This window comes from Microbacterium galbum, assembly GCF_032464915.1.
GTDB lineage: Bacteria > Actinomycetota > Actinomycetes > Actinomycetales > Microbacteriaceae > Microbacterium > Microbacterium galbum.
Genome location: NZ_JAWDIS010000001.1, coordinates 733722 through 745595 on the forward strand (window position 1 = coordinate 733722; position 11874 = coordinate 745595).

Genomic DNA, 11874 nt, shown 5'->3' on the forward strand with positions numbered 1-11874 from the left:
GTCACCCGACCAGCCTACCCGCGCCCCCCGACATCCCCGTCGGATCCTCCACCGTCGCGAGAAGCGGCCCACGGCGGCGACGACGGCTCATCGGCGCCGCGCAGGAGCCGCGTGAGGGGTCCGTCGAGGGCGAACAGCACGAAACCGATGGACCCGAGCCAGGGACTGAGCGCCATCGCCAGCCCGCTGATGACCACTGCACTGACGCTTGCCCGCCCCAGACGGCGGGCGTCGACGGCCGACAGGTCGGTGACGGCTCCGGATCGCACCGCCCACATCCACTGCAGCCACCCCAGCACGATCGCCAGGAAGAAGTTCACGGGCAGGAGAACACGTCCCAGGAGGAAGTCGCTGTACGTGGTGTCGAGGGATGACGTGAACGGCACCAGCACGATCAGAAGCAGGCGGACGTTGTTGATCCACATGCCCGCATTGTCGATGCGGACGATCCACTCGAACTGGCGCACATGCGTCATCCACATCACGCACAGAATGAGAAAACTGATGACGAACGAGAAGAGCGGATGGCCCAGGTCGCGCAGGCCCGTGACGAGGTCGTCGTCGGTGCGCACCGTCCCGAGCGACTGATCCGTCAGCCCGAGCACCAGCAGGGTCGCCGCGATCGCGAAGACCCCGTCGGTGAACGCCTCGGTGCGGCGCGTCGACACGGACGCCTCCGGGTGACTCCTGCTCCGGATCATGCGCTCAGCGTATCCGCGTCGCCGAGCACGACGAAGGGCCGGGTGGTCGCCCACCCGGCCCTTCGCGGGAAGCGCGTTACTTCTTGTAGTTCGGCGCCTCGACGACGATCTGCACGTCGTGCGGGTGCGATTCCTTCAGCCCCGCCGACGTGATGCGGACGAACTTGCCCTTGGCCTTGAGCTCCTCCACGGTGCGGGCTCCGACGTAGAACATCGACTGACGGAGTCCGCCGATCAGCTGGTAGGCGACGGCGGAGACCGGTCCGCGGTAGGGCACCTGGCCTTCGATGCCCTCGGGGATCAGCTTGTCGTCGCTGGGCACGTCGGCCTGGAAGTAGCGGTCCTTCGAGTACGACGTCTTCTTGCCCCGGGTCTGCAGCGCGCCGAGCGAACCCATGCCGCGGTACTGCTTGAACTGCTTGCCGCCCTGGAAGACGATCTCGCCCGGCGACTCGTCGGTGCCGGCGAGCAGCGAACCCAGCATGACGGTGTCGGCGCCGGCGACGAGCGCCTTGGCGATGTCGCCCGAGTACTGCAGACCGCCGTCGGCGATGACGGGCACGCCCGCCGGGATCGCGGCTTTCGCGGCCTCGTAGATGGCCGTCACCTGGGGCACGCCGACGCCGGCGACCACGCGCGTGGTGCAGATCGAGCCCGGTCCGACACCCACCTTCACGGCATCCACTCCCGCGTCGATGAGCGCCTGAGCGCCCTCGCGGGTCGCGACGTTGCCGCCGATGACGTCGATGTGGTCGAACGACGCGTCGGCCTTGAGTCGACGGACGATGTCGATGACGCCGGCGGACTGGCCGTTGGCCGTGTCGACGACGAGCACGTCGACGCCCGCGTCGCGCAGGGCCTCGGCGCGCTGCCACGCGTCGCCGAAGAAGCCGATCGCCGCACCCACCCGGAGGCGCCCGTGGTCGTCCTTGGTGGCGAGGGGGTACTTCTCGCTCTTGTCGAAGTCCTTGATCGTGATGAGACCGGCGAGCTTGCCGTTCTGGTCGACCAGGGGGAGCTTCTCGACGCGGTGCTTCGCGAAGGTCGCGATGACGTCGTTCGCGTGGATGCCGACGTGCCCGGTGATCAGGCCGTCCTTGGTCATGACGTCCTTGACCTTCGTGGTCTGACGTTCGAAGCCCGAGACGAAGCGCATGTCGCGGTTGGTGATGATGCCGACGAGCACGCCGTCGGGGTCGACCACGGGCAGACCCGAGATGCGGTACTGCGCGCACATCGCGTCGACCTCGGCCACCGTGGCATCCGGGTTCGTGGTGATCGGGTTGGAGACCATGCCCGACTCGCTGCGCTTGACCTGGTCGACGATGCCGGCCTGGTCCTCGATCGAGAGGTTGCGGTGCACGATGCCGATACCGCCCTGGCGGGCGATCGCGATCGCCATGCGCGCCTCGGTGACGGTGTCCATCGCGCTGGAGAGCAGAGGGGTGGCCACCGTGATCCGACGCGTGAGCCGCGACGACGTGTCGGCCTCGCTCGGGATGACGTCGGTGTGCCCCGGCAGGAGCAGGACGTCGTCGTAGGTCAGTCCGATGAAACCGAAGGGGTCGTGCTGCTCCATGGATCCTCCTGCGCGCGCGGCGCCTGCTCGATGAAAGGACGTCGTCGGCCGGTGCGCCCGGGAAAGCGCTCCGCCTGGAATTCTAAAGCGTCGGCGGCCCCGGAATTGTTCCCGTGGGCCTGGCCGCTGCACGCACCGCGGATGACACGGTTCGCTAACGACAGTGTCTGCGAAACACCGTCGACACATTACGCTCGTAGCGTCGACCGTCGAAGCTGACGGGACGACTTCGTCAGCGCTGCCGAACTGGAGACTCCGTGGGTCATTCCTCCCCCACCGCGATACGATCGCGCACCCTATCCCGACTGGCCGTGATCGTCGCGCTCTTCGCGAGCACGATCGCCGTCCTGAGCCTGTTCTTCGCGACACCCGCGAACGCCCAGACCACGCCCGCCCCCACCCCCTCCGCCTCGGCGGGAACGGGCGACGTCGCCACCCAGTACTCCATCGGCGGCATCATCCGCGCGGGAGACGAACCGGTCGAAGGCGTCGAGATCAGCGTCGAAGGCTCCGGTTTCTCGGAGATCGGCACCACGGGCGCCGACGGACGCTGGGCGGTCGCGGTCCCCGGACCCGGCGCCTACACCGCGACACTGCAGGTCGACACCCTCCCCGACGGCGTCGCCCCGCGCGACCCCGACAACGTCACGCGCGACGTGACCATCGGGACGACCAACACGGTGAACGTCCTCTTCCCCACCGGTGAGGGCACGGCTGCGACGGGCTCCATCTGGGACACGCTCTTCTCGCGCTTCTTCTACGGGCTCAACTTCGGCCTGCTGCTCGCCCTCGCCGCGATCGGCATCTCGCTCATCTTCGGCACCACCGGCGTGAACAACTTCGCCCACGGCGAGATGCTGACCTTCGGCGCGATCATCTTCTACGTCTTCACGGCGATGGGGTGGAACATCCTCCTCGCGATCCTTCTCACGGTCGCCCTCTCGGCGGCGTTGGGATGGACGCAGGATGCCGTGCTGTTCAAACCGTTGCGCAAGCGCGGCGTCGGACTCGTACAGGTGCTCATCGTGACGATCGGCCTCTCGATCGTGCTGCGCTACCTGTACCTCTACTTCTTCGACGGCGGCACGCGCAACATCGACACCGGCATCACCGACAACGTCACGATCGGCCCGGTCACGGTGACCCTGACCTCGATCATCAGCATGGGCATCAGCGTCGTCATGCTGGGACTCGTCGCGTACTTCCTGACCCGCACCCGCATCGGCAAGGCGACGCGCGCCGTCAGCGACAACGCATCGCTCGCCGCGGCGTCCGGCATCAACGTCGACCGTGTCATCCGCATCGTCTGGGTGCTCGCGGGCGCTCTCACGGGTCTGTCCGGCGTGCTGTACGGCCTGTACCGCGGAGTCACGTGGGACATGGGCTTCGCGATCCTGCTGCTGCTGTTCGCGGCGGTCACCCTCGGTGGTCTCGGCAGCGCCTTCGGCGCCCTCGTCGGATCGCTCATCATCGGCATCATCACGGAGTTGTCGACCATCGTCATCCCACCCGACCTGCGGTACGCGGTGGCCCTGATCGTGCTCATCGGCGTGCTGCTGTTCCGGCCGCAAGGTGTGCTCGGTCGTAAAGAGCGGATCGGCTGAGGAAGAACGACATGGACTGGCTTTCGATCTTCAACAACGCCGCGGGCGAGCTCATCAGCCCGACCACCGCGGCCTATGCCCTCGCCGCCATCGGCCTGAGCGTCCACTTCGGCTACGCGGGGCTGCTCAACTTCGGTCAGGCGGGCTTCATGGCCGTCGGCGCCTACGCCTTCGCCATCGCGACCCTGTCGTTCGCAGCTCCGGTGTGGCTCGCGATCCTCGTCGCGATCGTCGCCTCGGTGCTGTTCGCCTTCCTCCTCGGCATCCCGACCCTGCGTCTGCGGGCGGACTATCTGGCGATCGTGACGATCGCGGCGGCGGAGATCGTCCGCTACGTCGTCTCGACCGTGGGTCTGACCAGCGTCACCGGCGGGTCCCAGGGCCTGAACGGGTACAACCGCGAGTTCCAGGCGATCAACCCGCTGCCGGCCGGTACGTACGGCATCGGACCGTGGACCTACTCCGCGAACGACTGGTGGGTGCGCCTGTTCGGCTGGGGCCTCGTCATCATCGCGACGATCCTCGTGTTCCTGCTCATGCGCAGCCCGTGGGGTCGCGTGGTCAAGGGCATCCGGGAAGACGAGGACGCCGTGCGCAGCCTCGGCAAGAACGTGTACTCCTACAAGATGCAGGCGCTGGTGCTCGGCGGCGTCATGGGCGGACTCGCGGGCGTGGTGTTCATCCTCCCCCGCGCCGTGCAGCCCGGTAACTACGGAACGGCCCTGACGTTCTTCATCTGGACCGCGCTCCTGCTCGGTGGAGCCGCCACGCTCCTCGGCCCGATCGTGGGCTCGATGCTCTTCTGGGTGCTGCTCTCGCTGTCGAACGGCATCATCGTGGGACTGCGCGACGTCGGCATCCTGGGCTTCATGTCCAGCACGCAGACGGGCCAGGTGCGCTTCATCCTCGTCGGCATCGGACTGATGCTCCTCGTGATCTTCCGACCGCAGGGCATCTTCGGCAACAAGAAGGAGCTGTCGTTCAATGTCTGACACGACCGTCACCCATCCTCTCGTCAAGGGAGAGGTCCGACCCGGCTGCGAGAAGGTCGACCCGATCGTCGTCGCCGACGGCGTCACCCGTCAGTTCGGCGGTCTGAAAGCCGTCGACGTCGAGCACCTCGAGATCCCCCGCGGGCAGATCACGGCCCTCATCGGCCCGAACGGCGCCGGCAAGACCACGCTGTTCAACCTGCTCACCGGCTTCGACAAGCCGAACACGGGTCGCTGGAGCTTCGAGGGCTCGAACCTCGCCAGCGTCCCCGCGTTCAAGGTGTCGCGCCGCGGGATGGTGCGCACCTTCCAGCTGACGAAGTCGCTCGGTCGGCTCACCGTGCTGCAGAACATGCTGCTCGGCGCCCGCGGGCAGAAGGGCGAGAATCTGTTCCGCGCCCTCATCCCGGGCACCTGGCGCTCGCAGGAGGCCGCTAACACCGAGCGCGCCGACGACCTGCTGCGCCGCTTCAAGCTGGATGCCAAGCGCGAGGACTTCGCCGCGTCGCTCTCGGGCGGCCAGCGCAAGCTCCTCGAGATGGCGCGCGCTCTGATGAGCGACCCGAAGCTCGTCATGCTCGACGAGCCGATGGCCGGTGTCAACCCTGCGCTCACGCAGAGCCTGCTGGGCCACATCCTCGACCTGAAGAAGGAGGGGATGAGCGTGCTGTTCGTCGAGCACGACATGCACATGGTCCGTCACATCTCCGACTGGGTCGTCGTCATGGCCGAGGGCCGCGTGGTGGCCGAGGGACCGCCCGAGACGGTCATGAGCGACCAGGCCGTCATCGACGCCTACCTCGGCGCCCACCACGACACCGACCTGGGCGACATGACCACGTCGCAGCTCGAGACCATCCAGGCCGAGGCCGCCGCGGAAGCGGAGGCGGAGCTCACCGCCGACGAGAAGGACGGAAAGCTCTGATGACCGACACCACCGCCACCCGCACCCCGGTCCTGCGCACCGACGATCTCGTCGCCGGCTACCTCCCGGGCGTCAACATCCTCAACGGGTGCACCGTCGACGCCTACCAGGGCGACCTCATCGGCATCATCGGCCCCAACGGCGCCGGCAAGTCGACCCTGCTGAAGGCCATCTTCGGCCAGGTGAAGATCCGCGGCGGCGCCGTCCTGCTCAACGGCGAGGACATCACCTCGTTGAAGGCCGACAAGCTCGTCGGCAAGGGCGTCGGCATGGTTCCGCAGAACAACAACGTGTTCCCGAGCCTGTCGATCGAGGAGAACCTGCAGATGGGGCTCTTCCAGCGCCCCAAGGTGTTCACCGAGCGCTTCGAGTTCGTCACGGGCCTGTTCCCCGAGCTCGGCAAGCGGCGTCGCCAGCGCGCGGGCTCGTTGTCGGGCGGTGAGCGTCAGATGGTGGCCATGGGACGCGCCCTGATGATGGATCCCTCCGTCCTCCTGCTCGACGAGCCCTCCGCGGGTCTCTCGCCCGTGCGACAGGACGAGACCTTCCTTCGCGTGGCGGAGATCAACCGCGCCGGCGTGACGATCATCATGGTCGAGCAGAACGCCCGCCGCTGCCTGCAGATCTGCCACCGCGCCTACGTGCTCGACCAGGGCAAGGACGCGTACACGGGCACGGGTCGCGAGCTGCTCACCGACCCCCGCGTCATCGAGCTGTACCTGGGCACCCTCGCCGCCGACGAGGACGCCAAGCGCGACGGGAAGGGCCCCGAGGCCTGATCCGCCGCCGATACGCCGCGAGTGCGGCGCTCACCCTGGTGGGCGCCGCACTCGCGGCGTGTTCGGCGCCTTCCCCACCGCCCGCGCCATCGCTCGAGGTCGCCCTCGTGCAGCAGCGCGGCGACATCGCCGTCGACCGCGTGCAGCTGCGCGTGACGAACACCTCCCCCGTGGCCACCACGCTCACAGCGGCATCTTTCTCCTCCCCCGTCCTGGACGGGCCCGCGGAATGGAATGCCACGCGGACGACGACCCTCGCGGCGGGGCGGACGGTCGACCTCCCCGTCTTCCTCCCCGCCATCCGCTGCACCGACGCCTCGGGTGTTCCCGAGGCCACGGTCACGGCCGACGGCGCGACGACGACCGTGACCCTGTCCGACGACCTGGACTTCCTGCACCGGGCGAGCGCCACCGCGTGCGATCGTGCGGAGCTGGCATCCGTGGTGCGGGTGACGGCCACCGGAGCCGCCGTGGGCCCTGACGGCTCGATCACCCTGCGTCTGGCGGTGGAGCCGTCGCAGAGCGGCGAGGGGACGGCCGAACTCGTCGCTCTGCGCGGAACGGTGCTGCTGCGCTTCGCCGCGGGTGCTGCGGCACCGCTCGGGGTGAGCGTGTCCGCGCGGGACGCGCGGTCGGTCGTCGAGGTCGCCGTGGTGCCGCAGCGCTGCGACGCGCACGCCATCGCCGAGGACAAGGTGGGCACCCTCTTCGACCTCGTCGCCCGCGTCGACGGGCGGGAGATCGTGGTGCCCCTGGAGCGCTCGAAGGACGTCGCCGACGCGTTGCTCGTGCTCACCGCCCAGGTGTGCGGCCTGACCCCCGCGCCGTGAGCCGGGTTCCTCTGCCCGGAGAGGAGGGGTGCGAGCGAGTTCCGGAGCACGCGAAAGGGGCCCGGATCCGCAGATCCGAGCCCCTCGCGTGGGGTCAGGTCACTCGTTGAGCGAGCCGAACTCCGTGTTCAGCAGGGTGTACTTGTTGTCGGCACCGTACTGGTAGATGCCGATGTACGCCTCGGTCGGGTCACCGTTCTCGTCGAACGTGATCGGACCGGAGACACCGTCGTAGTCGATGTCCATGCCGTCGTTGATCAGCGCGAGGCAGTCGGCGAACGTCGTGCACTTCTCGCCGCCCTCGGAGACCGACTGCATGTTGTCGCGGATGGCCGTGCCCGAGTCGTCCTTGGCCTGCGCCGCGGCGAGAGCCGCGACGATGACCGCGTCGTACGACTCCGGCGCGTAGCTGTAGTCGGTGAGCGCGGGGTCGATCTCCTTCAGACGCGACTGGAAGTCGGTGTCGGCGGGGTTGCCGGGCAGCGTGCCCTTCGCGCCCTGGAGCGTGCCGGCCGGGAACTCGTACGAGTTCGACAGGTTGCCGTCGACGAAGTACACCTTCGACGCCGCGTAGCCCTGCGTGCTGACCAGCTGCGGGATGATCGAGGAGGTCTCCTCGAACGCGATGACCGCGATCGCGTCGGGCTGGGAGGCGAGCAGCTGGTCGACCTGCGAGGTGAAGACCGTGTCACCCGGGTTGTAGGGGACCGCGACCGAGACCTCGCCACCGGCGGCCTCGATGGCCGTGGTCGCGTTGTCCTTCAGGCCGGTGCCGTAGGGGTCGTTGATGTAGATGATGCCCACGTTGGCGGCACCGTCGCCGACCATCAGGTTGCCGAGCACGCGGCCCTGCAGCACGTCGGAGGGCGCGGTACGCCAGTAGTACCCGTCGTCGGCGTAGGTGGTGAAGTCGGGCGAGGTGTTGGCCGGCGAGATCTGGACGATGCCCGCGTTGACCAGCTGGTCGATGAAGGTGAACGAGACACCCGACGACGCGGCACCGATGACGACGTCGGCTCCGGCGCTGACGAGCTCGGACGCCGACTGGGTCGCGATGTCGGTCGTGGTGTCGCCCGAGTCGCGCTCGGTCAGCGTGGTCTTGAACGGGAATGCGTCTCCCGTGGCCTCGATGTCTTTGATGGCCAGCTTCACACCGGCGACCTCGGGCGGGCCGAGGAAGGCGAGGTTACCCGTGGCGGGCAGGATCGTGCCGACGCTGAACGTGCCGTCGGCCTCGGACACGGCGCCGCCGCCGCCCGACGATGCACTCGGTGCAGCGGCATCGTTGCCGCCACCGGAGCATCCGGCGAGGACGAGCGCGCTGGCGCCGACCAGGGCGATGCCGCCGAGGATTTTGGCGCCGCGCGTGCGCGAAATGACGTTCATAGTGCTCCTTGCTGTGAATGAACGTTGGGCGACCCTATGGGCCACCTGGTGTCCTAAACCTAATCGGCAGCGCATTTTCCGCGTGTTGCCGTTCGTTAACGATGTGCGTCGAAGCGGTCACGGCCGCATAACGGTTCAGCCCGCGTCTTGACGGCGACCCCGAAGGAGCACGGGTCGCCGGACCCGGAACGAAGAAACGGCCGGATCGGGCAGGACGAACGCGGAACGACATCTTCCGCGCCCTCATCGTCCCACCCGCCGCCGACATTGTCTGTCGACCGAACGGAGGACGCGACGGCGGGTCGGACGAGGGGATCAGACCGGTTCGGCGACGTCGTCCACCACGCGCCGGTGGCGCCGCGCAGCCACGATCGAGTCGACGCTCAACATGACCAGCGCGACCCACACGAGCGCGAACCCCACCCACCGTTCGAGCGTCATGGGCTCGTGGAGCACCCATACGCCGATGATGAACTGGATGATCGGCGCGACGAACTGCAGCAGGCCGATCACCGTGAGGGGGACGCGCCGGGCACCGGATGCGAACAGCAGCAGCGGTACGGCCGTGACCGCGCCGGCGAGCAAAAGGAGAACGGTGTGCAGCACCCCGGCCGTGCCCAGCGTGATCCCCGTCAGGTTCGCCACGAAGATCAGCTGGATGACGGCGACCGGCAGCAACCACATCGATTCGAGGGTCAGCCCGCTCACGGCATCCACCGCGGGACCGATCTGCTTCTTCACCAGTCCGTAAAAGCCGAACGAGAAGGCGAGGGTCAGCGCGATCCACGGGAAGGCGCCGTATCCCACGACGATCACCAGGACCGCGGCCACGGCGATGCCCACCGCGATCCACGGCAGGAGCCGCAAACGCTCGCGCAGCACGACGACACCCAGCAGCACGGTCACGATGGGGTTGATGAAGTAGCCGAGACTCGTCTCGATGACGTGCCCCGTGAGGGCACCGAAGAGGTAGGTCTGCCAGTTGACGTAGATAAGCACACCGGCGACCGCGGTCAACAGCATCAGCCGCGGTTGCCGCACGATCGCGAGGAACGGGCGCCACGCGCGCAGCACGGTGAGAAGCAGCAGGCAGAAGACGAACGCGAGGAGGATGCGCCAGGCCACCACCTCGAACGGGCCGGTCGGCTTCAGCTGCAGGAAGTAGATGGGCAGCACGCCCCACAGCAGGTAGGCGCCAAGTGCGTACAGGGCGCCGCGGGTGCTCCCGCCGGTCAGAGCGGAGGGAGCGGGGGTCACCGATACAGCCTACGCGCGCCCCCGAGGCGGCGACGGTCGCGCACCCGCGCATTCCTGCCATCGCGTGGCGAGCGCTCCGCATCGTCCATCGACCCCCGGGGACGACGCGCGCCCCCCGCCCTCCCCCGGGAACGACGAAGGCCCCGGATGCCGAGCACCCGGGGCCTTCGATCGAGTCACGCGATCAGCGGACGACGACCGCCAGGACGTCGCGAGCCGAGAGCACGAGGTACTCCTCGGCGCCGAACTTGACCTCGGTGCCGCCGTACTTGCTGTAGAGCACGCGGTCGCCGACGGCGACGTCGAGGGGGACACGGTTGCCGTTGTCGTCGATACGGCCGGGGCCGACGGCGACGACTTCGCCCTCCTGCGGCTTCTCCTTGGCGGTGTCGGGGATGACGAGACCACTCGCGGTGGTCTGCTCAGCCTCGACCTGCTTGATGACGATGCGGTCCTCGAGCGGCTTGATGGAAACCGACACGGTCTACCTCTTCTTTCTCGTTACAGAAGACTTGTCAGCACTCACGCGGGGAGAGTGCTAATCCGAGTGTAGAGAAGCGCTGGCACTCACGCAACGCGAGTGCCAGCACACTCCCCCGCCTAGGCTGAATCGGTGGATACCAGCGAGCTGACCGCCCTGCTCACGCCCGACGGCCTGCGCCTGCTCGACGAGCTCGGCCCCATCGGCTCGACCGACGAGGCCGCCCGCGCGGTGTCGCGGCTGCGGGCGGCCGGGCACTCCCCCGACCTCGTGTCGGCGGTCGTCGGCCAGGCCCGGCTCCGCGTCCGCGCGACCGCGAAGTTCGGCGCGTTCGCCGACCGCATGCTCTTCACCCGCGCGGGGCTCGAACAGGCCACGCGCCTTCCGATCGCCGCGCGTCACGCGGGCCGCTTCCGCGCCGCGGGCGTGTCGAGCGTCGCCGACCTCGGCTGCGGTATCGGCGGTGACGCGCTCGGGCTGGCGGGACTCGGCATCCGGGTGCACGCGGTCGACGCCGACGAGGTGACCGCCGCCATCGCGGCGTACAACCTCGCCCCGTTCGGCGATGCCGCGACGGTGGCGCACGCGCGCGCCGAAGAGGTCGACCTGACGGGGACGGATGCCGTGTGGCTCGACCCTGCACGCCGCACGGCGGGCCACTCCGAGACGCGGCAGGTCGCCTCCGGCGAATGGTCGCCGTCGCTGGACTGGGTGTTCGAGCTGCTGCGGAGCACCCCGGGCGGGGTCAAGCTCGGCCCCGGCTTCGATCGCGCGCGGATCCCCGACGACGTCGAGGCCCAGTGGATCAGCGCCGACGGCTCGACCATCGAGCTCGTCCTCTGGGCGGGGGCGCTCGCGCGCGAGAACGTGCGACGCGCCGCGCTCGTGGTGCGCGGCACCGACGCGTGGGAGCTCACGGCTCCGGCGGACAGCCCCGACGCCGAGCCGCGGGACCTGGGCGCCTTCGTGCACGAGCCCGACGGCGCGGTCATCCGCGCCCGGCTCATCGGCGAGGTCGCGCGAGCACTCGAGGCGGGGATGCTCTCGCCACAGATCGCCTACCTCACCTCCGACGCACCGCTGACGAGTCCGTTCGTGCAGTCGTTCCGGGTGCGCGAGCACCTGCCCGCCGACCCGAAGAAGCTCGGACAGGCGTTGCGGGCGCGCGGGATCGGCACGCTCGAGATCAAGAAGCGCGGCGTCGACGTCGACCCGGCGGCGCTCCGCCGGAAGCTCTCGCTCCGCGGAGACGAAGCGGCGACCCTGCTGCTCACCCGCGTGGGGTCGACGCGCCTGGCTCTGCTGGCCGACCGCGTCTGACGCCCGCCGGGCTCCCGCGC

11 protein-coding genes are annotated in these 11874 nt (G+C 68.8%); 6 read left to right on the forward strand and 5 right to left on the reverse strand.

The window, feature by feature from the left end; translation table 11 throughout:
- Positions 1–14: 14 nt before the first annotated feature.
- Together RWH45_RS03460 and guaB are read right to left on the reverse strand one after the other, a co-directional pair.
- A complete protein-coding gene (locus RWH45_RS03460; protein WP_315993522.1) occupies positions 15–701 on the reverse strand; it encodes a TMEM175 family protein in 687 nt (228 codons plus the stop codon).
- A 76-nt stretch (positions 702–777) separates the two neighbouring features.
- A complete protein-coding gene (guaB, locus tag RWH45_RS03465) occupies positions 778–2280 on the reverse strand; it encodes an IMP dehydrogenase (RefSeq protein ID WP_315993523.1) in 1503 nt (500 codons plus the stop codon).
- Positions 2281–2591: 311 nt separating this feature from the next.
- Between guaB and RWH45_RS03470 the strand changes: the two genes are divergently transcribed.
- The 5 genes from RWH45_RS03470 to RWH45_RS03490 all read left to right on the forward strand — a co-directional run bounded on the left by RWH45_RS03470 (position 2592) and on the right by RWH45_RS03490 (position 7410).
- The gene (locus tag RWH45_RS03470; protein ID WP_315993524.1) at positions 2592–3884 is read left to right on the forward strand and encodes an ABC transporter permease subunit; all 1293 of its coding nucleotides are present in this window, start codon (positions 2592–2594) and stop codon (positions 3882–3884) included.
- Between the two features lie 11 nt (positions 3885–3895).
- The gene (locus tag RWH45_RS03475) at positions 3896–4876 is read left to right on the forward strand and encodes a branched-chain amino acid ABC transporter permease (protein WP_315993525.1); all 981 of its coding nucleotides are present in this window, start codon (positions 3896–3898) and stop codon (positions 4874–4876) included.
- Positions 4869–5801 (forward strand): ABC transporter ATP-binding protein, encoded by a 933-nt coding sequence (locus tag RWH45_RS03480; protein ID WP_315993526.1) that lies wholly within the window; start codon positions 4869–4871, stop codon positions 5799–5801. The genes RWH45_RS03475 and RWH45_RS03480 overlap by 8 nt, the downstream gene beginning before the upstream one ends.
- Complete coding sequence (locus RWH45_RS03485; RefSeq protein WP_315993527.1) at positions 5801–6580, forward strand: ABC transporter ATP-binding protein; 780 nt, start codon at positions 5801–5803, stop codon at positions 6578–6580. The genes RWH45_RS03480 and RWH45_RS03485 overlap by 1 nt, the downstream gene beginning before the upstream one ends.
- A 107-nt stretch (positions 6581–6687) precedes the next feature.
- Entirely contained in the window at positions 6688–7410 is a 723-nt protein-coding gene (locus tag RWH45_RS03490; RefSeq protein WP_315993528.1) for a hypothetical protein, read from the forward strand.
- 99 nt (positions 7411–7509) lie between these two features.
- Here RWH45_RS03490 and RWH45_RS03495 read toward each other — a convergent pair whose 3' ends face one another.
- From RWH45_RS03495 to groES, 3 genes are all read right to left on the reverse strand, one after another.
- Positions 7510–8796, reverse strand: coding sequence for an ABC transporter substrate-binding protein (locus RWH45_RS03495; protein ID WP_315993529.1), 1287 nt, complete (start codon positions 8794–8796; stop codon positions 7510–7512).
- Positions 8797–9111: 315 nt separating this feature from the next.
- A complete protein-coding gene (gene rarD / locus RWH45_RS03500; RefSeq protein ID WP_315993530.1) occupies positions 9112–10053 on the reverse strand; it encodes an EamA family transporter RarD in 942 nt (313 codons plus the stop codon).
- A gap of 184 nt (positions 10054–10237) precedes the next feature.
- Positions 10238–10534 carry a co-chaperone GroES gene (gene groES / locus RWH45_RS03505; RefSeq protein ID WP_013583903.1) on the reverse strand — a complete coding sequence of 99 codons (297 nt, stop codon included), beginning with the start codon at positions 10532–10534 and terminating at the stop codon, positions 10238–10240.
- A gap of 132 nt (positions 10535–10666) precedes the next feature.
- On the opposite strand from groES, the gene RWH45_RS03510 reads away from it, so the two are divergent.
- Positions 10667–11854, forward strand: a complete 1188-nt coding sequence (locus RWH45_RS03510; RefSeq protein ID WP_315993531.1) for a THUMP-like domain-containing protein — start codon at positions 10667–10669, stop codon at positions 11852–11854.
- Positions 11855–11874: the final 20 nt, after the last annotated feature.

What these genes read in the sequence shown, in the direction of transcription:
- RWH45_RS03480 (WP_315993526.1), top strand. Translation starts at nt 4,869, where the DNA reads ATGTCTGACACGACCGTCACCCATCCTCTCGTCAAGGGAGAGGTCCGA.
- RWH45_RS03475 (WP_315993525.1), top strand. Translation starts at nt 3,896, where the DNA reads ATGGACTGGCTTTCGATCTTCAACAACGCCGCGGGCGAGCTCATCAGC.
- RWH45_RS03495 (WP_315993529.1), bottom strand. Translation starts at nt 8,796, where the DNA reads ATGAACGTCATTTCGCGCACGCGCGGCGCCAAAATCCTCGGCGGCATC.
- RWH45_RS03485 (WP_315993527.1), top strand. Translation starts at nt 5,801, where the DNA reads ATGACCGACACCACCGCCACCCGCACCCCGGTCCTGCGCACCGACGAT.
- RWH45_RS03460 (WP_315993522.1), bottom strand. Translation starts at nt 701, where the DNA reads ATGATCCGGAGCAGGAGTCACCCGGAGGCGTCCGTGTCGACGCGCCGC.
- guaB (WP_315993523.1), bottom strand. Translation starts at nt 2,280, where the DNA reads ATGGAGCAGCACGACCCCTTCGGTTTCATCGGACTGACCTACGACGAC.